This window comes from Spelaeicoccus albus (assembly GCF_013409065.1).
Taxonomy (GTDB): domain Bacteria; phylum Actinomycetota; class Actinomycetes; order Actinomycetales; family Brevibacteriaceae; genus Spelaeicoccus; species Spelaeicoccus albus.
In genome coordinates this window covers 2400389-2420944 of the sequence record NZ_JACBZP010000001.1, presented here as the reverse complement: position 1 = coordinate 2420944, position 20556 = coordinate 2400389, and the positions used below count along the sequence as shown (strand labels likewise).

Sequence of the window (20556 nt, the reverse complement as noted above, 5' to 3'; positions counted from 1 at the left end):
CCGCTACGCTCCGCCGGGCCCGCGCAACACGCGCAAGTGGCCGCGCCGTCCGGGCTCGTCCTTAGCCGGCCCGGGGGCCGGCTGTTCGGCAGGAGGACGGCCGGCCACGCGGACTGCGTCGGCGATGGCCAGCAGGTCGTCGTGGCTGCGCGCCGCCGGTTCGCTGCCCGGGTCAAGACGCAGCACGTCCCAGCCGCGCGGGGCCGTGAACCGGCTCGCGTGATCGGCGCACAAGTCGTAGCTGTGCGGCTCGACGTAGGTGGACAACGGGCCCAGCACGACAGTGGAATCCGCGTAGACATACGTCAAGGTCATTGCCGCGCGTGACGAACACGCGGTGCGGGAGCATTGTCTGACGGTAACCACGGAATACGACACTACCCGGCGCCGCCGCCGCACACACACCGGCACGCACGCCCGGGTTAGAGTTTTCCTATGATCTCTCGCCGCGACCGGCGCGGACGCGGAATCCGCGGCCGGCTCATCCGGCCGCCCCATCCGGCCGCGTTGACGCGCTCGCAACGCTTCGACACGCTGGTGGCCGCGGCGGCCGACCGGCTGCGCCGGCAGTGGACGGCCGAGTTGGCCGCCGTCGAGTTCGCCACCATGGACGTGCCGCCGGAGGATCCCGCGCCGTGGGAGTTCGGGCAGATCCCGTTGGGCCGGCTGTATCAGACCGACGGACGCGTGCCCCCGCATATCGTCGTCTACCGGCGGCCGGTGGAAACACGCGCCTATGACGAGGACGATTTGGCCGCCCTGGTGGATGACGTCGTCGCCGAACAAGTAGCGGCACTGCTCGGGTTACCGCCCGAACGCGTCGACCCGGGGTATTCCGGCGACGACTAGCGCGGAACGCGCACCGTCATGCTGGACCCGCCGGGAGGCGCCGCGGGGATTTTCAAGAAGCTGATTCCCTTGCCGCCGGACACGGACGCCGTCAACACCGTGCCGCCGATGACTTTCGCCGGGCTCGCGCCCGAGTCATTCGAGGAATCGTCCACCGGCTTCATGAGAACCGCGGCGGTATCGTCGCCGAGCGAGTCCGGATCGATGGTCTTGGTGATGCCCGCGCCCAGTTGGATCGTCGTGGACTTGCCCAGCTTGCCGTCCGTCGAAATGGGACGCAACGTGACTTGCGCATTGCCGTCCACGGCGGTCAGCACCACCGAGGCGTCGACTCCGCTGGGAATCGTCGCCATTTGCTCGTCCTGGAGCGGCGACACCGACGGCGACCACGAAAAGTCGGCGTCCTTCGGTCCGCCTTGGCGGATCGACCGAGCCGCGGCGCTCACCGGCGCGTCGGAGGTGACCACGGCCGAATACGTGCCCTTTGGCAGCTGATCGAGCGGGATATCGCGCACGGCGCCCGGCTTCACCACGGCCTTGCTGGCCGAGAAGCTGGCGACGCCCTCCGGGCCGAACAGACGAATTGACGCGTGGGCCGCGTCGGTGCCGGTGTTTGCCAATCGCAGCACCGGACGGCCGTCCGAGAATTGCTTTGTGTCGGGTGCCTTGGTGGCGATCGAGATGCCCGGCACGTATTGCGTCCGCGACGGAGTCGCGCCCGGCACCAGGTAGTCGACGCCGCCCGGATGCAGTCCGCGCAGAATATTGTGTTCGATCGCCGCCGAGAACAGCCCGCCGGTGCCGGTGACGTGCACGGCGACTTGCCCGTCGTCCGGCGCCAAGCCCTCGATCAGCACCGACCGCTGGGAGCCGGCATCGACGAGCAAGGATCCGCCGCCCGAGGTCTTCACGCGGCCCTTGGCGCCGTACACCGACACGTTGACGGTGGCCGACGTCCGGGTCGGGTTGGTCAGCACGAGCCTGGCCGACCGTCCCACTTCGGTCGACCCGCCCACTATCCAAAAATCGGAGCCGAGCGTGCCGCACGTGGCCGCGGACAGTCCGCGCAGATCGCCTTTGGACGCCAGCGACACCTGGGCGGCTTGCACTTGGGCCGGTTTGTCGCCCGACACCGTGCCGGTCAGTCCGAACGCCGAATCGAGCGGCTCGCCCGTTTTGACGGTGCCGCTGCTGCTTTCGCTGCCGGCGTCGCCGCTCAGCATGGTGTCGCCGGCCTTGTCGCTGCCCAGAGCCGTGACGTCGAACGCGGACGACGGTCCGGGGCGTTTGTCCGCCAGCACGTCGGACGGCGCCGACACCGCGTCGAACCATTGCTTGACTCCGGATGCGTCGTTCGAGAACACCAGGCTCGAGTCGGCGCTCTTGGCCTGGCCGACGGGTCCCGGGCATGCCGTGTCGTAGTCGGCCGCCGGCACTCGGACCGGCTGCGCCGGCGCGGAACTTCCCGCCCGGCTGTCCGGCAGCGCGATCGTGCCGGCGACCGTCATGCCGGCAACGACGACAACGGCGGCCGGGATCGCAATGGCACGGGCGGCGATCCGCCGGGAGCGCGCGGCCTCGGAGCGCTTCGGCGTCCGGGATCGTGTCATGACTGTCGGCCTTCCTGGGCGGATGCGGTTCGGCGGCCGCGCGGGGACACGCGTTCACGGCGCCGGCCGGGCAGCGGGATGGCCACGAGCACGGCAAGTATCAGCACTATGCCTTGGCCGACGCGCCACAGCCATTGCAGCGGAATTGCGTGCCGGATCTTCAGATCGCCGCCGCGGCTGGGTAAGTCGAACGATTGGCGCCACCCGTCCTTGTGGGCGGCGAGCTGCTTTCCGTCCAGCGTCGCCGTCCAATTCTCGTCGTAGCGTTCGCTCAGCACGACGCGACGTCCGTCCTTCCCGGCCGGCACCGATGCCGACACGGCAATGGCTTTCGACGGCACGACGGCCTGCTCGGTTCCGTCGGGGTCGACGATGTGGACGCGCGCCGGGCGATCCGGTGCCCGGGATTTCTGCGCGCCGACCGAATCGACTCGCCACAGTTCTCCTGCATCGGTCTGCCCGACGCGGGTGAGCCCCGCATCGGTGTCGATCGCTGCCGCGATGCGGTCGTGCGCGGCATGAAATTCCTGTTCGCGTGCCAACGCCTTCCCGGTCAGGACCGTGTCCGGGGCGTGTACGGTATCGCCTTCGGCATCGACTTGGCGATCCGCCAGCACGATGAATCCGACGCCCAGCGTGGACAGGACCGGACGCGGGTCACCACCCGAGCCCGCCGCGACCGCGGCAACGGCGCGGGCTTGCTCGGTTTGCGCGGCGTCCCGCTCCGTGGCGTGCTCACGCCCGGGCTCCCCGGTGACGGCCGCCACTTCTCGGGTCGCGGAGTCGTCGGTCAAGTCCATGCCGGCGCCGCGGACCAGCGTGCCGGTCAATTGCCCGTCCGGCTGAGTCAGCAAGAGGGTGCGCGTGCGGTCGGGGCCGACACCCTGGTCGGTGGCGACTGCTGGGAGCCGCAAGTCGGCGTTGCGTTTGACGACAGCGGAGGGTTCGGTGCCGGCGGCCGACCGGGCCGTCCAAGCGCCCAGGCTGAGCAGCGGCCCGACAGTGGCCAAGACCGCGACCACGACTATCGACGTCTTGATCGCCGGATTCGTCCGCAGCGCCACGAGACCGTGGCTTCCCGCGGCGCCGGCTGCCAGGAAGCCTGCCGCCACCAGGCTGATTCCCGCGCCCGGCCACCCGCTGACCAGACCGTGCGCGCCGATGCCGACGACTATGTGGCTGCCGGCCAGGGCAGTTGCCAAGCCGAGTGCCGAGGCGCCCCAGGCCACGCGGATGCCGCGAGCGTTGCCGCCGGCAATGAACAGCGCGCAAATTGCCACGATGATGATGGGGGCGAACAAGAATATGGGCGCGATATCGCCGATGGCCGTCAACACCGGCGACCCCAGCGTGTGCAGCATCGGCCAGCGGCCCACGTCAACGGGCTGCATGAGCAATTGCTGCCACGGCGGCGCCGGCACGGCGGCGAGCGCGACGCCCGGATCGGCGGCCAGCAACCGCGGGTTCTTCACCAGGTCCACGAGGAACGGACCGAACAAGGCGAGCACGGGCAAGACGAGCCAGACGAGGGCGCGGCGCCGGCCGGACGGCGTCACACAGACCACCGCAATCACCGTCACTATGAGCGCGGGTAACAGCGACGGCGCGCCGGCCGCGACACCGGCAAGGGCGAGCCCGCCGGCGGCCGCCGCCGCAAAGGACGGTACTCCGGCCCGCCCCGGACGCCCGTTCAAGCGACGAGCGCGGGCCGATCCGGTGGCGCGGACGATGCCGAGTGCTACCCACGGCAGCAAGACGTGGGCGAGCACGGCGCCGAGTCGTCCGCCGCCGATTGCTTCGGTCAGTGACGGCAGCGCCGCCCACACGAGGGCCGTCCAGGCGCGCACGGCGCGCGACCCGGTCACCGAGCCGGCCGCGACCCAGGCCCCCAGCCCGGCCAACGGGATCGCCGCAATGAGCAGCACCGGGATGAACACCGAGACGTGGCCGACCGCCAGCAACGACAGGATGGCAAGGGCCGATTGGAACGGATCCGCCGCGCCGGGCCAGCCGGCACCTGCTCCGGTCCAGGTCGACAGCGCCGACGAGACGAGTTCGGCGAATTTGTGCGGTGCCGGTTTCAGCGCACCGCCCATCAGGTCGCCCGATCCGATCAACCGGTACGAGGCGAGGATCCCCACGACGATGAGCACTGCCATGACCAGCAGGACCGGGTGGCTCCATACCCGCCGCCTGGGCGCTCCGAGCGTGTCGAGCGGCGAGAAGTCTTCAACGGCTTCTTCGGTGTCGGCCGGGTCCGCTTCGGCGCCGGCCGCGGATTCGAGCCGCTTGGGCTCGGCGCCTTCGACCGGGACTGCAGTGCCCGACCAGTCGTCGCGAAGATCCTGCCAGACGTCGCGGCGGGTGGCCAACAGGCCGGCGACAGCCGATTTGGAAGTGGTGCGGGTTCGCCCGGCACGCCGACGCGACCGGACGAGACGCACCGGATGGGACACCGCCGAAACCACCGACGTGATTTCACGTCCGGCGTCGCCCGGATCGTTTGCGGCAATTTTGAACACCGCACGCCCGACAGCGGCGATGAGCGCGCCGATCACGTGGAACGGCACGGCCAGCGCCGCGGCATTGACGAGACGCGAATACACCTCTCCGCGTCGCAGGTCGTGTGCCCGGCCGTGCGGCAATACGGCTGCGGCTCGTCGACCGCTGCGGGTCGCCTCGGCGTGATACATGACGGCGCCGGGCACGACTATGACGCGGTGCCCGGCGAGCCGCGCACGCCGGCACAGGTCGATATCGTCGTGGAACAGCCGGAACGCCGGGTCGAACCCGCCGAGGGCATCCCACACGTCCCGGCGGATCAGCATTCCGGCGCTGTTGACGGCAAGCGTGTCGCGGCGTGCGTCGTATTGCCCCTGATCGTATTCATCACGCGACAGGCGGGTCATTCGCCGGCCCATTGCGCTGGCGGTCAGGCCGACGTCGTGCAGCCTGTCGGTTTCGTCGAAGTCGAGTTGTTTGCACCCGGCGATCGCCACCGACGGCGAGATATCGAGTTCGGCGAGAAGTTCTTCCAGCGCCGTGTAGTCGGGCGCCGAATCGTCGTGGATCAACCAGAGCCAGTCGTCCGGCGCGTCGTCCGCGTCCGGCTTGTCGGCCCCATCGAGTCCGGCCCCGTCAAGTCCGGCCCTGACAGCTCGGCCGAACCCCGATCCCGCCGGCACGTCCACGACCACGTCGGCCGCGCCGTCGAGTAATTGCCGGGATTCATCGGTCGACCCCGCATCGACCCCGATCAGCGTATCGATCGGTCTGCTTTGCGCACGTAACCCGTCAAGGGTCCGCGGCAGATAAGCCGCACCGTCGGAAGCGACGATGACAGCGGTAATACGCGGGCTCACTAAGCTCGTTTCTTCAGTTTGCGTCGCTCGCGCTCGGACAGTCCGCCCCAAATGCCAAAGCGTTCATCGTTGGCCAACGCGTATTCCAAGCACTCGGCGCGCACGTCGCACGTCGAGCACACGCGTTTGGCCTCCCGCGTCGAACCGCCCTTTTCGGGGAAGAACGCTTCCGGGTCCGTTTGAGCGCACAGCGCTTGGTCCTGCCATCCGAGGGCTCCGCCGTCGTCGTCCTCGTCAATTCCCAGCAGCTGCGCCAGCGGTGACAGCTCCGCCGGCGGCTCCGGCGCGGGTTCCAGACCTGTCGGATGGAGCGGGTCGGGAATATATTCGGGGTTTCGGGGCGCGCTCGGATCGACAAACCAGTCACTGGCTAATCGGGATGTGACTCCTTGGCCTACGCCCGCATGGGGCAGTTCATGCTGTTCGGCGTGACCCGTACTACCGGCCATCTCAGCTCGTCCCCTTCCTGGTGTGCAATCTCTGACCTGACTTACTTACGTGAAATTACACGCGTGTCATTGCACTTCCGTCAAGCCCGCACCTGCTAGGAAAAGTACCTTGAAATCAAGCGAAAACCGGCTGAGTGAACACAGGTTCGAATATTGTATTTGCGTTACCACCATCCATAGTGGATACAACGCTGCATGACCACTAATTGTAGGATGGGCCGGATATTCGCCTGTCGGTGGCGCGCTCCAATCGCCGTCAAAAAAATCTAGTAAGAAGTCAAGATTTACCGCGTCGGCCGTGTTGAATCGCGACCGCGTTACGATCACAGAGGAACTCCCCCGCGCTGTTTACCCTCCCGCGTAGCCCTCAAGATGCTCTCCCGACCCGAGAAGACAGGAACAAGTTGTGACGGAATCCCGGTTGGTATCGCTCTTTGCGTTGCCAGGACTTCCCGAGATCGCCGCGGGTGATGATCTCGGCATGCTGCTGGCCCGGGCGCTGCGCGACGAACGCATTGAGTTGCGAGACGGCGATATCGTTGCCATCGCGTCCAAGGTAGTTGCCAAGGCCGAAGGCCGTGCCGTGGAAATCTCGGGGCGCGCCGACCACGAGGGGCTCGTGACCGAACAGAGCAACCGCGTCGTAGCCGAGCGGCTGTCCGCTGCCGGCACAACGCAGGTGGTCCGGTCGAAAGCCGGCCCCGTCATGGCCGCGGCGGGCATCGACACGTCGAACGTGGAAGGCGGCAAGGTCTTGTTGCTGCCCGGCGACGCCGACCGTTCGGCACGGGAATTACGCCGGGAGCTCGCCGGGCGCACCGGAGCGCACGTCGGAGTCATCGTCACCGATACCGCGTCACGACCTTGGCGCGTGGGCGTCTCCGACTTCGCGCTCGGAGCGGCCGGCGTCAACGTGCTCGACGATCTTCGCGGCCACGCCGATTCGGACGGCCGCACCCTGAAGATGACGGTGCGCGCACTTGCCGACGAGCTGGCCGGGGCCGCCGACCTTGTCAAAGACAAGACGTTGGGCCTTCCGGTCGCCCTCATCCGCGGCCTCGGGACCTATGTGGTTCAGGACGCCGCGGAGCACGACGCCGGCCGGCCGGGCGATGAAGGCGCCGCACCGCTGGTTCGCGACGACGAAGACGACTGGTTCCGGTACGGGCACGTCGAGGCGATACGCGCGGCGCTCGGCGTGCGGACGGGCGAGGTCGATTCACCGCCGATCGATTCCGGTGTCGACGACCTGCCGTCTCGGGTCAAACGAGCCATCCGGGTGGCCTCGGCCGGCACATCCCCCTTGTCAGGCACCGCGGGCTGGGTCATGCGCCCAATTGCATCCGGGGCCGCAGTGCGCGTGACTGAAGCCCAACACGCCGCCGGCCTGGTGAAGGCCCCCGAAGGCGCACACCCCATGATGGTGGCCACGGCCGGGCTCGGCGCGCTGCTCCAACGTCTCGATGCCGCGTTGTGGGCCGAGGACCTGCGCGGTGATCACGTCATCGACTGGCGTCCGGATGGTTTGCCCGATCACGCCACCGTGACGATCCGCCTGCCCTGAGCAGCCCTCCCCCGCGCCCGCCGGGCGGAGAACGGCGCCGCGATAGGCTGGCGCAGTGACGTTTCCCGCCGATCTCCTGACCTCGCTGACCTCCGTCGACCCGTCGAACCCGCGGCTCATCTGGTACGGGCCGCAGTCCGAACGCATCGAACTTTCCGGCCGCGTGCTCGACAATTGGGTAGCGAAATCCGCGAACTTCCTCGTCGACTTCCTCGATGTCGAATGCGGCGATGCTCTCACGCTCGACCTGCCGGAACACTGGCGCACCATCGTGCTCTGTCTTGCCGGGTGGTCGGTCGGAGCAACCGTACGGCTCGGGGCCGAAGCCGCCGACGACGAAGCCGGGAGCTCGTCCGGTGCGGTCATCACCACCGATCCGAGGCGATTCGCCGGCCGCGGCGATCCGACGGCGGGCGTCGCCCTGGCCGGCCTGGCCATGCGTTATGACGGCGATCTGCCCGCCGGAGTCCTGGACTACAACGCCGAGGCTCGCGCGTGCGGCGACGTCTTCACCGCCTTCGATGAACCCGACGAGGCACAGACCGCCGTGACAGACGGGCAGAGCTCCGCATCCTATGCGGACCTGGCCGCGGTGACGGGACGCTCGGGACGTACGCTCCGCCAAGCCGGCCGGCCCGGCACGTCCCGGGTGACCGATGTGCTGGCAACCTTGGCCGCCGGCGGCAGCATCACGCTCGTCGACCAAACGCGCGCCGCCGAAATCCCGCAGATCGCCCGCGCGGAGGGCATTCCCGGCCCGTCCTAGCAGGCATGGCAAGATTGGCCGTATGGACAAAGTTGTTGCTAGCGCAGCCGACGCGGTCGCGGACATCCCCGACGGTGCGACAATCGCTGTCGGCGGATTCGGTTTATGCGGTATCCCCACGGTCATTCTTCGGGCCCTCCTGGAACAGGGCGCCACCAACCTCGAGGCGGTGTCCAATAACGCGGGCGTGGACGACGCCGGTCTCGGCCTGTTGCTCGGCGCACACAGGTTGCGGCGCATTGTGGCCTCCTACGTCGGCGAGAACAAGGAGTTCGCCCGCCAGTATCTGTCCGGCGAACTCGAAGTCGAGTTGACGCCGCAAGGCACCCTTGCCGAGCGGCTGCGGGCCGGCGGCTCGGGTATCCCGGGCTTTTACACCATTACCGGCGCCGGCACCCAGATCGCCGATGGCGGGCTGCCGTGGAAATACGCCGAGGACGGCAGCGTGGCAGTCTCCTCCCCTGCCAAGGACACCCGCGAATTCTCCACGTTCGGGCAGACGAACACGTACGTGCTCGAAGAGGCGATTGCCGCCGACTTCGCGCTCGTCCGCGCGGCCGTCGGTGATCGGCACGGCAATCTGGTGTTCCACGAATCGGCACGCAATTTCAACCCGATCGCGGCGATGAGCGGCAAGACGACAATCGTCGAGGTCGAAAAACTCGTCGAACCCGGCGACATCGACCCGCACGACGTGCAACTGCCGGGGGTCTACGTGCACCGGGTCGTCGAGCTGACCCCTGCGCAAGCGGCAGACAAGCGAATTGAAAAACTCACGGTGCGCGAACCCGGCCAGGAGGGCTGAAACCATGGCGTTGACACGCAATCAAATGGCCGCCAGGGCCGCTGCCGAACTCGAAGACGGCAGCTACGTCAATCTCGGCATCGGCATGCCCACACTCGTGCCCAATTACGTGCCGGACGACGTCACGCTCGTCTTGCAATCCGAAAACGGGCTGCTGGGCGTCGGCCCGTACCCGATACGCGGGGAAGAAGATCCGGATCTGATCAACGCCGGCAAGGAGACAGTCACGATGCTGCCGGGCTCGTCGTATTTCGACTCGGCCACCAGCTTCGGCATGATCCGCGGCGGCAAGATCGACGCGGCAATCCTCGGCGCCATGCAGGTGTCCGCCTCGGGCGATATCGCCAACTGGATGATCCCCGGCAAGATGGTCAAGGGCATGGGCGGCGCCATGGACCTGGTGCACGGCGCCAAACGCGTCATCGTGCTCATGGATCACGTCGCCAAGGACGGCACCGCGAAAATCCTCCCCGAGTGCACGCTGCCGCTGACCGGCAAGAACGTCGTCCGGCGCATCATCACCGATCTGGCGGTGATCGATGTGACCGACGACGGTCTCGTCCTGCGCGAGACGGCTCCCGGAGTGGATCCGGACGAGGTGGTCGACAAGACCGGAGCACCGCTCACCGTACCGAGTGACGTCGGCCGCGTCACCGTCGCCGACGTGTGACGCCGACATGAGCACCAACTCGTCCACCGGCGACGACATCAACTTCCACACACGCAAGTGGATCAAACCGGAGGATCTCAACCCGAACGGATCGCTCTTCGGCGGCAGCCTGTTGCGCTGGATCGATGAAGAGGCGGCCATCTACGCAATAGTGCAGTTGGGCAACTACAACGTCGTCACGAAGTTCATCTCCGAGATCAGCTTTGAAGCGTCCGCCCGCCAAGGCGATCTCGTCGAAATGGGCCTGATCGCCATCCGATTCGGCAGGACCTCGATCACGTTGCGTGCCGTCGTGCGCAATATGATCACCCGGCGCACCATCCTCACCATCGATAAGCTCGTGTTCGTGAACATCGGCGAAGACGGACGTCCGACGCCGCACGGCTATGACTCCATCACCTACAAACGCGACCGCATGCCCACCGAACACCCGCAGACCGGAACCATTACGCTTCCGTAGCCGTCAACGCGTCGTCGAGGGCCCGCGAGAGCAGCACGCTCTGTTCCGCGTCGAACACGAGCGGGGGGCGGATCTTCAACACGTTGCCCGACGGCCCCGTCGCCGAGATCAGCACCCGCTCGCGTCGCATCTCGTTCACGACGCGTGCGGTACGCTCGGACGCCGGTGCGCCGGTTTCGGGGTCGGCCAGCTCCACAGCCAGGAAGAGGCCGCTGCCCCGCACGTCGCCGATGCCGGGGTGTCGGGACGCCAGGTCGGTCAACTCGGCGCGCATGTGCGCTCCGGTCGCACCGGCGTGAGCAACGAGGCCGTCGCGTTCGATCACGTCGAGTACGGCCAGTCCGACGGCGGCCGATACGGGGTTGCCGCCGAACGTGTTGAAATAGCGCTCGCGGCTGCCGAACGCGTCGAAGACGTCCCGCCGGCCGATCACGCCGGAGATCGGGTGGCCGTTGCCCATCGGTTTACCGAGGGTGACCAGGTCGGGGCGAAGGTCGTGTCGGGCAAACCCCCACATGCCGTCGCCGAGCCGGCCGAATCCGGCCTGTACCTCGTCGGCGATCACGAGTCCGCCGGCCGCGTGCGCGGCGTCCGCGGCAGGCGCAAGCAGCCCGCGAGGCTCTGCCCACACTCCTTCCGATGAAAGGATCGTGTCGACGATCAGGCCGGCGAACCCGACGCCGTCCGCGTGCAACCGCTCTGCGGCGGCCGTCACGTCGGCAGCGAATCGGCCCGCCGCCTCGGCGCCCTCTTCACGCGGGTTCGGCGCCGCGACCGTGCGCACGGAGGCGGGCGTGTCGGCGTGTAGTGACGGCGAGAGCGCCGCGGTGGCCGTCGTCGTGCCGTGGTAGGCGTTCTTCGTCACGATGAAGCCGGCCCGCCCGGTCCACGACGTCGCGATCCGGCATGCCAGATCGTTCGCCTCGCTCCCGGTGCACGTAAAAATGGCCTGGGCAAGATGGGCCGGGAAATGCGCGAGCAATCGTTCGGCGTATTCGACGACGGGCTCGGACAAATACCGCGTGTGGGTGTTCAGTCGCGCGGCCTGGGCGTACATGGCGTCGACCACCTCGGCCCGGGCGTGACCGACGACCGCCACGTTGTTGTAAGCATCCAGGTATCTCTCCCCGTCGGCATCGAACAGCCAGCACCCGTCGCCGCGGACGAGGTGCACCGGTTCGTCGTAAAACAGGCGGTAGCTCGCCGCCAGGGCGCGTCGACGACGGCAAAGCAGATCATCCGCTGCCGCAGTGCCACCGGACGCCGGGTCATTGCCGCCCATCGGTCGCCGCCTTTCGCTCGTGGGCCGCATCTTCTCTGATCGGGCCGCGCACGGCGGCCAGTAGGTAGCCGACGGCGTCATCCGGGTCGATGCTGTCCAGCACGCACAGGTTCGCCCATGCCCGTTCGCTGTTGCGCAGCAGGTATGCACTGTTGGCCGGGTCTCGTGTGGCGTTCGCCGCGCCGACCGCGACGCAGAGCACGTTGCGGGCGGCCATCAGCGGCGGCAGCAACGCGATTTCAGCGTCGCTGAGCGGACGGCGCGCATGATAGGCAGCGGCAAGCATCGCGACGTCGTGCAGCGGATCGTCGTCATCGCGTACCTGGTACGCGCATGCGGTCGCCACATCCTGCACGGCGGGTGCGGACACGATATCGCCGAAATCGATGATGCCGGCGATCCCGCCGTCGTCGGCCACCAGAACGTTTGACGGGTTTGCGTCATTGTGGATCGGTTGGCAGGCAAGTGCGTCGAGAGCGGCCGCACATGCCTCGTACCGTTGCACGGCGCGCCGAGCCAACGGCGGGTCGGGCAAAGCGCCGAGCAATCGGTCGATGCGCGGTACGGATCGCAGATCCCATTCCAGATTCCGTTCGGGGATCGCTTTTCCCCATCCGGCAAACGCCAGATCGATCCGCGCCAGCACGTCGCCGAGACCTCCGAGCGTCAGCCGGGCCGGTCGGCTCGGCAGCGGCGCCCCGGGCAGGCACGTGATGACTCGTGCCGACAGGCCGTCGTCCGCAGAACAGTCGATGGCGCCGGCCGGCGTCCGCACGATACGCGGCACCGGCAACGACGGGTCGGCATCGGCCAGCCGCATCAGCGCTGCGGATTCGAGTGCGGCTGCGACGCGCCCCGCCTCGGTCTCCGCCGATTTCAGCACGTACCGCGCGCCGGTTTCGTCGTGCAGGAGGAAGTTCCCACCGTGTTCGGCTCCCAGCCGCGCAATGAGTCCGGGCGCCGTCAAGAACTGCGCGGCGACTCGCCGGACGCCGTCTTCGTCCAGTCGCGGGGCCGCGAGCCCGCTCACGACGCCGCGGGGTGACGCTGTTGCGCGTCCCAGGCCGAGGCCACCATATCGGCGAGGCTGTGCCGCATGGCCCAGTCCAGGTCGCGGGCAGCCAATTCCCCGGAGGCGACGATGCGAGCCGGGTCGCCGGCACGGCGCGGAGCGATGACTGGCGTGAAGTCGATGCCCGTCACGGTTCGGACGGCGTCCATGATCTCCCTGACGGACACCCCGTCGCCCGATCCGAGGTTGTAGACCGGTTCGAGTTCACGACCGGCTTCAAGCGCGCGGGCCGCCGCCGCGTGCGAGCGAGCCAGGTCGGCGACGTGTACGTAGTCGCGCACGCACGTGCCGTCCGGAGTCGGATAGTCGTCGCCGTTGATCTGGGGCGTCCTGCCCGCCGCCAGGGCCCGCAACACGATAGGGAACAAGTTGTGCGGGCTCGTGTCGTAAAGCTCGGACGATCCCGAGCCGACCACGTTGAAATAACGCAGGGACGTATGGTGCAACTCCGTCGCTGCCGCCTGGTCGCGCAGCAGCCATTCACCGATCAGCTTGCTTTCGCCGTACGGGGATTCCGGCGCAGTGGGCGTGGCCTCGGTGACTTGATCGACGTCCGGCGTGCCGTAGGTGGCCGCCGACGACGAGAACACCAGGTTCGTCACGCCGGCTTCGGCCATGGCGTCGAGCAATGTGACGGTGCCCGTCACGTTCTGCTGGTAGGTCAGCATCGGCTTTTCCACCGACACGCCCGCATACTTGAACCCGGCCAGGTGGACGACTCCCGTGACGGCATGGTCGGTGAGCGTGCGCAGCACAAGCTCGCGGTCGAGGACGCTTCCGCGCACGAACGGGACGTCGTTCGGTACGAATTCCTCGTGCCCGCTGGCCAGCGAGTCGATCACCACGACTTCGGTTCCGGCCCGCCGGAATGCGTGAGTGACGTGCGAGCCGATGTATCCGGCGCCGCCCGTGACCAGCCACGTCATGCCGCTCCCCTCTCGTAATCGGCCCATTTGCTGACGGTGGCGGCAAACAGCGTGCCGCTCCCCTCGACGGCGACCTCGGGTTCGTTCGCGCCGATGTAGACCGATTCGCCGCGCGCCAGTTCGACCGGCACGCCGCCGGCCGGCGTCAGTCGAAGGGTCCCGTCCGTGCACAGCGCCACGGCGGGCCCATGATGGATCACGGACGGCGCGTCGGGGCCCGGCAGCGTCACGCGCTGAAGCTGGAAATCCTCGACGTCCGGCGTCAGGATGTCGCCGTCCTCGCCGGTCTCGACTTCGACGGGCCGCACCGGGAACGGGTGGAAGTCCAAAATCTTCATGAGTTCGGCCGTATCGACGTGTTTGGGCGTCAGTCCGCAACGCATCACGTTGTCGCTCGAGGCCATCACCTCGATGCCCATCCCGCGCAGGTAGGCGTGCATATTGCCGGCCGGCAGCATCAGCGCCTGCCCCGGCTCGAGCGTGACGCGGTGCAGCATGACGGCGATGATGATGCCGACGTCGCCCGGGTACTGATTGCCGAGTTCGGCAAGGGTGGCGTATGTGCGCCGGTCTTTGTCCGACACGTCGTCCGAAGCCGCCAGCTCGGCCGCTGCCGCCGCCACCTCGTCGGCCACGGCGGACCACTCGGCACGGTCGAGTATTTCACTCAATGTGCCGCGCAGGGCGAACTCGGCCGTGTCGGCCACGAGCAGCCGTCTGAGCGGCTCGAGTGCCCGGCCGACCGGGCCGGTGAACCGGGCCAGAAGGCCAAGGATCCGGGCCGGGCTGCGGAATCCGCAGAGCGCCTCGAACCGGCTCAGCGCGTAGATCATCTCCGGTTTGTGCCGCGGGTCCTTGTAGTTGCGGTAGGGAGCATCGCGCGGGACCCCGGCGAATTCCTCGGCCGAGAACCCGCTCAGGGCCTGGTCGGAGTTCGGATGGGCCTGCAACGACAGCGCCTTGTCGGCGGCCAGCACCTTGAGCAGGAACGGCAGCGTGTCGCCGAACCGGGTGCGGACCGGCTTGCCGAGTTCGCCGTCCGGGTCGGCGGCAATCACCTCGTCCAGCGTCGTCTGCAATTCGTCGACATGCGATGGAGCGCCGCCGTGCGCGCCAATCCACAGCTCGGCGTACGGCGTGCCGTCCGGACGGCGTCCCAGCAGTTCGGGAATGCCCGACACCGCTCCCCAGGCGTAATCGCGCACGGTGTTGGTCAGCAGATGCACTCACGGTCCCCGATCTGAAAAATACGAATGTCGACGCCAGCATAGCGAACGGCCGGTCCGGCCGCGCGCCGCCCGGCCCGCCGCTTATTTACCGGGGATGCAGATATCGGATTCCTTGGGTTCCGCCTCGCTACTGCCGGAGCTGCTCGAGCCCTCCGAGTCCGAACTCGACCCCGATTTACCGGAATCGCCCGAATCGGAGCCGTTCGAACCCGACTTGCCGGACTCGTCGCTCTTACCGGCGAGCGGCCCCTTGTCGTCCTTGGCCTCCGACTTGGCAAGCGTCTTGTCCACGATGCTGTGGATCTTGTCGTAGTCGGCGTAGGCGGGAGTGATCTGCGGCGGCGTGAACGCGGCCTCGCCGACCTTCAGCTTGCGGGTCTTCAACGCCAAGCTGACGAAATCACCAAGTTGGCTTTGCGGAATGTCGGTCGAGATCACGTTCGGCGCGGCGCCGGCGATCTTTTGGAAGTGCGTGAGCACGTTGCTGGGATTCAACTGGGTCAGCATGGCCTTCTGCACGCAACGCTGACGCACCATCCGGTCGTAATCGGTGTGGAACTCGCGGCTCCTGGCGTACCAGAGCGCATGATAGCCGTCGAGATGCAGATGCCCGGGGTTGATCCATCCCTTGGGCGGCTTGTGCTTGTCCGTGCCCGGGTAGACCGAGTTCGAGATCGGGATCCGTTCCTTGTTGATGATGTCGATCCCGCCGACTGCGTTGATCAACTGTTTGAAGCCCTTCAGATCGATCAGCGCGTAATACTGCACGTGCAGGCCCGTCACGGCCGAGACAGTTTCCTTCATGGCCTGCGCGCCGGGGTCCTTGACGCCCGGATAGAGATCCTTGTGCTTCATGGCTTCTTGATAAATCGCATTGATCAAGCACACGTCGCCGCAGTTGTACCCGTCCGGATAGAGCTTGTGCATGGGCGAGGATTCCGGGAACGGAGCGTTCTCGAGGTTACGCGGGATGCCGAAGATCACGGCGCGGCCGGTGTCCGCATCAATGCTGACGAGCGACAAGCTGTCGGGCCGGGTGCCGATTCGGTGCGGTCCGGCGTCCCCGCCCATCAGCAGAATGTTGTAGCGGCCGTTGACGGCGTCCGCGCTCCCGCCGGTGCCGAAGACGCTGCTGAGCGCTCCGCGCCCGGCCAGCACGTTCGACGCCCCGTAGGCCAGTCCGCCGCTGGTGAGCACCATGAAAACGGCGATCACGCCGGCTGTTGCCGCACGGATGCGCGGCCTGAGCAGGCCCGGGCGGATCAGTTGCAGCGTGTTGAAGAACAAGACGAACCAGAACACGGCAAGCGCGATCAGCACCACTGCGAGAAGCATCAACACCCACGCACGGGTCACGATGCCGTAAAGCAACGAGCGGTGGACGACCGAGACGATCACTGCCAGGACGACGAGCACCCAAAAACCGATGAAGACCCGCAGTCCCCACCGGCCGAGCTTCTTCTTGCCCGCCACGATCTGCGCACTGCCCGGAACGAACAGCGTCATCACGATCAAGAACCACGCGCGGCGCTCGCGCACGACATGTGCCGCGGCCTCCGGATGTTTCATCGGATCCGTCAGGACGCGCGGGCGGCGGGGGTCGGGCTTACTCACAACAGTCAATTATTGACGCTGAAGTTGCCAGCACGCTGGACACTGCCTTCGTACGGCGTGTCAACGCGTTCACGGACGGGGCCGGCCCGCTGTTTGGCGAGCCGGCCGATCACTTGATCAGGTGCCGGGCCATCACCATGCGCTGGATTTGGTTGGTTCCTTCGTAGATCTGCGTGATCTTCGCATCGCGCATCATCCGCTCGACCGGGAAGTCCTTGACGTAGCCGGCACCGCCGAGCAACTGCACGGCATCGGTCGTGATCTCCATGGCGGCGTCCGACGCATAGCACTTCGCTGCCGCACCGAAAAAGCCCAGATCGTCATCGGTACGTTCGCTCTTCGCGGCCGCCACATACGTCAGTTGGCGAGCGGCCTCGAGCTTCATGGCCATATCGGCCAGCATGAACTGCGCGCCCTGGAACTCGGCGATCGCCTTGCCGAACTGCTTGCGCTCCTTCACGTAGGCCGTGGCGGCGTCCAGGGCGCCCTGCGCCACGCCAACCGCTTGCGCGCCGATCGTCACGCGCGTGTGGTCGAGGGTGCGCAGGGCGATTTTGAGCCCGTCGCCTTCCCGACCGATCATGCGGTCGCCGGGGATCCGCGTGTTGTCGAAGTGCAGTTCACGGGTCGGGCTGCCCTTGATCCCGAGCTTGCGTTCCGGCTCCCCGTACGTGAATCCCTCGTCGCCGTCTTCGACGACGAACGCGCTCACGTTGCGCCCCCGCCCGCCGTCCGGGTCGGTCACGGCCATCACCGTGTAGTACTTCGAGACGCCGGCGTTCGTGATCCAGGCCTTGGTGCCGCGCAGCACCCAGTCGTCGCCGTCGCGCACGGCTCGGGTGGTCATGGACGCCGTGTCGGAGCCGGCTTCGCGTTCGGACAGGCCGTAGGAGAACATGGCGCGTCCCGAGGCGACCTCGGGCAGATATTTCTTCTTCAGGTCCTCGTCGGCGGCAAGAATCAGCGGCATGGTGCCGAGCTTGTTGACTGCCGGGATGAGAGACGACGACATGCATCCGCGCGCCACCTCTTCGATGATGATGCACGAGGCGAGCGCATCGGCGCCCACGCCGCCGTACTCCTCCGGGATGTGCGCGGCGTGGAAATCCGTCGCGACCAGCGCGTCGAGCGCTTCGGCCGGGAACCGTGAATGTTCGTCCACATCGGCCGCGAACGGCGTGATCTTGTCCCGGACGACGGCGCGCACGGCCGCCCGGAGCTCTTCGTGTTCCTCGGTGGTCGTGAACAGTTCCATGGGTCCCCCGGTTGTCTCGTCGGCGTATGCGTGAATTTTGTGCCTACGTGTACCGCGATCAGTCCACGACAGGCTATGCTCACACCAAGGTTACCCGCCGGTAACTTGCGGGGTCGACCGGCTGCGTCCAGCGACTCGGGCCGATTGTCCCCCATCCGGCCGATCGGCGGGTAGCTTGGAAGTCAGTGGGAGTCCGATCAAGGGAGATGACATGCCGTCAGTCGAAGCGAATCTTGCCAACAATCTTGCCCGCACGGCAGCGACTTATCCGACGAACACGGCTGTGAAGCTGGACGACGCCGAGATCGACTTCCGCACGCTGAACGGGCTCGGCATGAAGGTGGCCGGGTTGCTGTCCGAACGCAGCGTTGCCGACGGCGATCGGATCGCGCTGGTCATGCCGAATGTGCCGCACACCGTCGCGCTCTACTACGGGATCCTGCGGCTCGGAGCGATAGTCGTGCCGATGAATCCGCTCTTGAAGGCCCGCGAAGTGGCGTTCCATTTGGAGGATTCCGGCGCCGAGCTCGTGTTCGTGTGGGAAGCGTTCGCCGACGAGGTGAAAAAAGCCGCAGAACCGCTCGGAGTCGATGTGGTCGTCGTGGGACCGGATTTCATCACCTCCGTCTCCTCGGCTCCGACCATCGAGACCATCACGTCGAAGGACGACGACGACGTCGCGGTCGTGCTCTACACCTCCGGAACCACCGGCCGGCCGAAGGGTGCGAGTCTCACGCACGCCAATATGCGCAAGAACGCCGAAGTCTCGGTGAATCTGATGGGCACGTCGAGCGACGACGTGATCTTTGGCGGGCTGCCGCTGTTCCACGTGTTCGGTCAGACGTGCTGCATGAACGCCGGCATTCTGATGGGCGCCATGCTCACGCTGCTGCCCAGGTTCGACCCGGAAAAGGCACTGCACATCGTCGAACGCGACAAGGTGACGGTATTTGCAGGCGTACCGACCATGTACGTGGCAATGCTGCGCTGCCCCGAGAGGAAGAACGTCGACGTGTCCTCGTGGCGGCTGTCGGCCAGCGGCGGATCGGCGCTTCCCGTCGAAGTGCTGAGCGCTTGGGACGAGGAATTCCCGAATGCCACGATCATCGAAGGGTACGGGCTGAGTGAGACCTCGCCGGTCGTGTGCTTCAACCAGCTGGACGTCGGACGCAAGCCCGGTTCCATCGGCACGCCGGTCACCGGCATTGACATGAAGATTGTCGACCCGGTCGGCGAGGAGTTGCCGGCCGGCGAGGTCGGCGAGATCGTGATCCGCGGGCATGCCGTGATGAAGGAATACTGGGGCAATCCGAAAGCGACGGCCGAGGCCATCCCGGACGGCTGGTTCCGCACGGGCGATCTCGCCCGGGTCGATGAAGACGGTTTCTTCTTCATCGTCGATCGGAAGAAGGACATGATCGTGCGCGGCGGGTACAACGTGTATCCGCGCGAGGTCGAAGAAGTGCTGTATTCGCATCCGGCAGTCAACGAAGCGGCGGTCGTGGGCCGGCCCGACAGCCTGCACGGCGAGGAAATAGTGGCTGTCGTGTCATTGCGGGAGGATGCCGAGGGCGCCGGCGACGAAGACGGCCGGCAAAAATTGGCCGCCGAACTCATCGAATTCGCCAAGGAACGCCTTGCCGCCTACAAGTATCCGCGCGAGGTCGAATTCATCGGAGAGCTGCCCAAGGGCCCGACCGGCAAGATCCTCAAACGCTCCATCACCGTCGAACCGGAAAAGTAGCCCTCCCCCTCACGCCGCTCGGCGTGGTGTTCAGGCCAGGGCCAGAAGTGCGACGCCGGCCAGGACGACTGCCGCACCCGTCAGTCTGCGGGCCGGATCGGGTTCTTTGAAATAGAGCCAGCCGGCAAGCGTGACGAACACGACGCTGAGTTCCCGGCCCGGGGCTACCAGGGCTACCGGAGCGAGCCGCATTGCAGTGAGCACGAGGATGTAGGCAAGCGGCGAAAGTACCCCGAGGGCGAGCACGTTCAGTTTGTTGGCGGCAAGCACGCGGCGCACGTTCGGCATGTTCCTGGTGGTGACCGGGGCCAGCAGGACGGCTTCGGTGACCGACGATCCCCAGCACAAGGCGAGCGGTGCCACTGCCAACGTGGTGACGGCGTGAGCGTCCCACAAGGTGAAGGTCGCGATGATGACCCCGGTCCCGACGCCGTACAGCACGCTCGGCAGCGTGCCGCGCGATCCGGGTCCGCTGCGGCCCGACAAGCCGATGACGACGACACCGGCGACCACGCACGCGGCGCCGGTCAGGCCCACACCACCGGGGTTCTCCGCAAACAGGATCATTGCGAAAATCACCGTCAGCATCGGTCCGGTTCCTCGTGCCAGGGGGTACACGACCGACACGTCGCCGACTGCGTATCCCCGTTGAAGAACCACGAAATACGCCGTATGAATGACTCCGCTGACCAGGGCCATCGTGACCCAGGTGCTCAGCGGCGCATGCGCGTGTGCCAGCACTATGAGACCGAGCGGAGTATAAAGAATCGCCGAGACCACGCTGCCGAGCCAGACGAACGTCGTCCCGCCGGCACCGGCGCGTTTGGCCGCGAGGTTCCAGACGGCGTGCGCGACCGCCGCCATCAGGATGAGCCCTATCGCGGTGGGGCTCACGCAGT

At 67.0% G+C, this 20556-nt stretch carries 18 protein-coding genes; 7 read left to right on the top strand and 11 right to left on the bottom strand.

Going from position 1 to position 20556, the window contains the following annotated elements:
• Window positions 1-3: 3 nt before the first annotated feature.
• Window positions 4-366, bottom strand: coding sequence for a DUF3499 domain-containing protein (locus tag BJY26_RS19105; RefSeq protein WP_179428295.1), 363 nt, complete (start codon window positions 364-366; stop codon window positions 4-6).
• Window positions 367-435: 69 nt separating this feature from the next.
• On the opposite strand from BJY26_RS19105, the gene BJY26_RS11220 reads away from it, so the two are divergent.
• Complete coding sequence (locus BJY26_RS11220) at window positions 436-849, top strand: metallopeptidase family protein (RefSeq protein ID WP_179428293.1); 414 nt, start codon at window positions 436-438, stop codon at window positions 847-849.
• Here BJY26_RS11220 and BJY26_RS11215 read toward each other — a convergent pair.
• Genes BJY26_RS11215 through BJY26_RS11205 form a run of 3 tightly spaced genes read right to left on the bottom strand, consistent with a single transcriptional unit; the run spans window position 846 to window position 6087 of the window.
• Window positions 846-2459 carry a DUF5719 family protein gene (locus tag BJY26_RS11215; RefSeq protein ID WP_179428291.1) on the bottom strand — a complete coding sequence of 538 codons (1614 nt, stop codon included), beginning with the start codon at window positions 2457-2459 and terminating at the stop codon, window positions 846-848. The genes BJY26_RS11220 and BJY26_RS11215 overlap by 4 nt on opposite strands.
• On the bottom strand, window positions 2456-5821 hold the full coding sequence (locus tag BJY26_RS11210) for a glycosyltransferase family 2 protein (protein WP_179428289.1): 3366 nt from the start codon (window positions 5819-5821) through the stop codon (window positions 2456-2458). Before BJY26_RS11210 ends, BJY26_RS11215 begins: the two co-directional genes overlap by 4 nt.
• On the bottom strand, window positions 5821-6087 hold the full coding sequence (locus tag BJY26_RS11205) for a WhiB family transcriptional regulator (protein ID WP_179429924.1): 267 nt from the start codon (window positions 6085-6087) through the stop codon (window positions 5821-5823). The genes BJY26_RS11210 and BJY26_RS11205 overlap by 1 nt, the downstream gene beginning before the upstream one ends.
• Window positions 6088-6676: 589 nt before the next feature.
• Here BJY26_RS11205 and cofE point away from each other — a divergent pair.
• The 5 genes from cofE to BJY26_RS11180 are packed head-to-tail and all read left to right on the top strand — an operon-like array spanning window position 6677 to window position 10535.
• Complete coding sequence (gene cofE, locus BJY26_RS11200) at window positions 6677-7834, top strand: coenzyme F420-0:L-glutamate ligase (RefSeq protein WP_179428287.1); 1158 nt, start codon at window positions 6677-6679, stop codon at window positions 7832-7834.
• A gap of 55 nt (window positions 7835-7889) precedes the next feature.
• Entirely contained in the window at window positions 7890-8600 is a 711-nt protein-coding gene (locus BJY26_RS11195) for a TIGR03089 family protein (RefSeq protein ID WP_179428285.1), read from the top strand.
• Window positions 8601-8622: 22 nt separating this feature from the next.
• Window positions 8623-9405 (top strand): CoA transferase subunit A, encoded by a 783-nt coding sequence (locus BJY26_RS11190; protein ID WP_179428283.1) that lies wholly within the window; start codon window positions 8623-8625, stop codon window positions 9403-9405.
• A 4-nt stretch (window positions 9406-9409) separates the two neighbouring features.
• Window positions 9410-10075 carry a CoA transferase subunit B gene (locus BJY26_RS11185; protein ID WP_179428281.1) on the top strand — a complete coding sequence of 222 codons (666 nt, stop codon included), beginning with the start codon at window positions 9410-9412 and terminating at the stop codon, window positions 10073-10075.
• 7 nt (window positions 10076-10082) lie between these two features.
• Complete coding sequence (locus tag BJY26_RS11180; protein WP_179428279.1) at window positions 10083-10535, top strand: acyl-CoA thioesterase; 453 nt, start codon at window positions 10083-10085, stop codon at window positions 10533-10535.
• On the opposite strand, the gene BJY26_RS11175 is transcribed toward BJY26_RS11180, so the two are convergent.
• The 6 genes from BJY26_RS11175 to BJY26_RS11150 all read right to left on the bottom strand — a co-directional run bounded on the left by BJY26_RS11175 (window position 10522) and on the right by BJY26_RS11150 (window position 17913).
• Window positions 10522-11817, bottom strand: coding sequence for an aspartate aminotransferase family protein (locus tag BJY26_RS11175; protein ID WP_179428277.1), 1296 nt, complete (start codon window positions 11815-11817; stop codon window positions 10522-10524). The two genes, BJY26_RS11180 and BJY26_RS11175, sit on opposite strands and share 14 nt — an antisense overlap.
• Window positions 11804-12847, bottom strand: coding sequence for a phosphotransferase (locus BJY26_RS11170; protein ID WP_179428275.1), 1044 nt, complete (start codon window positions 12845-12847; stop codon window positions 11804-11806). The genes BJY26_RS11175 and BJY26_RS11170 overlap by 14 nt, the downstream gene beginning before the upstream one ends.
• On the bottom strand, window positions 12844-13815 hold the full coding sequence (gene galE, locus BJY26_RS11165; protein WP_179428273.1) for a UDP-glucose 4-epimerase GalE: 972 nt from the start codon (window positions 13813-13815) through the stop codon (window positions 12844-12846). The genes BJY26_RS11170 and galE overlap by 4 nt, the downstream gene beginning before the upstream one ends.
• Complete coding sequence (gene manA / locus BJY26_RS11160; protein ID WP_179428271.1) at window positions 13812-15041, bottom strand: mannose-6-phosphate isomerase, class I; 1230 nt, start codon at window positions 15039-15041, stop codon at window positions 13812-13814. The genes galE and manA overlap by 4 nt, the downstream gene beginning before the upstream one ends.
• An 84-nt stretch (window positions 15042-15125) precedes the next feature.
• A complete protein-coding gene (locus tag BJY26_RS19585) occupies window positions 15126-16658 on the bottom strand; it encodes an LCP family protein (protein WP_179428269.1) in 1533 nt (510 codons plus the stop codon).
• A gap of 109 nt (window positions 16659-16767) precedes the next feature.
• The gene (locus BJY26_RS11150) at window positions 16768-17913 is read right to left on the bottom strand and encodes an acyl-CoA dehydrogenase family protein (protein WP_179428267.1); all 1146 of its coding nucleotides are present in this window, start codon (window positions 17911-17913) and stop codon (window positions 16768-16770) included.
• A gap of 211 nt (window positions 17914-18124) precedes the next feature.
• Between BJY26_RS11150 and BJY26_RS11145 the strand changes: the two genes are divergently transcribed.
• The gene (locus BJY26_RS11145) at window positions 18125-19657 is read left to right on the top strand and encodes a long-chain-fatty-acid--CoA ligase (protein WP_179428265.1); all 1533 of its coding nucleotides are present in this window, start codon (window positions 18125-18127) and stop codon (window positions 19655-19657) included.
• A 30-nt stretch (window positions 19658-19687) separates the two neighbouring features.
• Here BJY26_RS11145 and BJY26_RS19580 read toward each other — a convergent pair whose 3' ends face one another.
• Window positions 19688-20551 (bottom strand): EamA family transporter, encoded by an 864-nt coding sequence (locus BJY26_RS19580; RefSeq protein WP_179428263.1) that lies wholly within the window; start codon window positions 20549-20551, stop codon window positions 19688-19690.
• Between the last annotated feature and the right edge of the window lie 5 nt (window positions 20552-20556).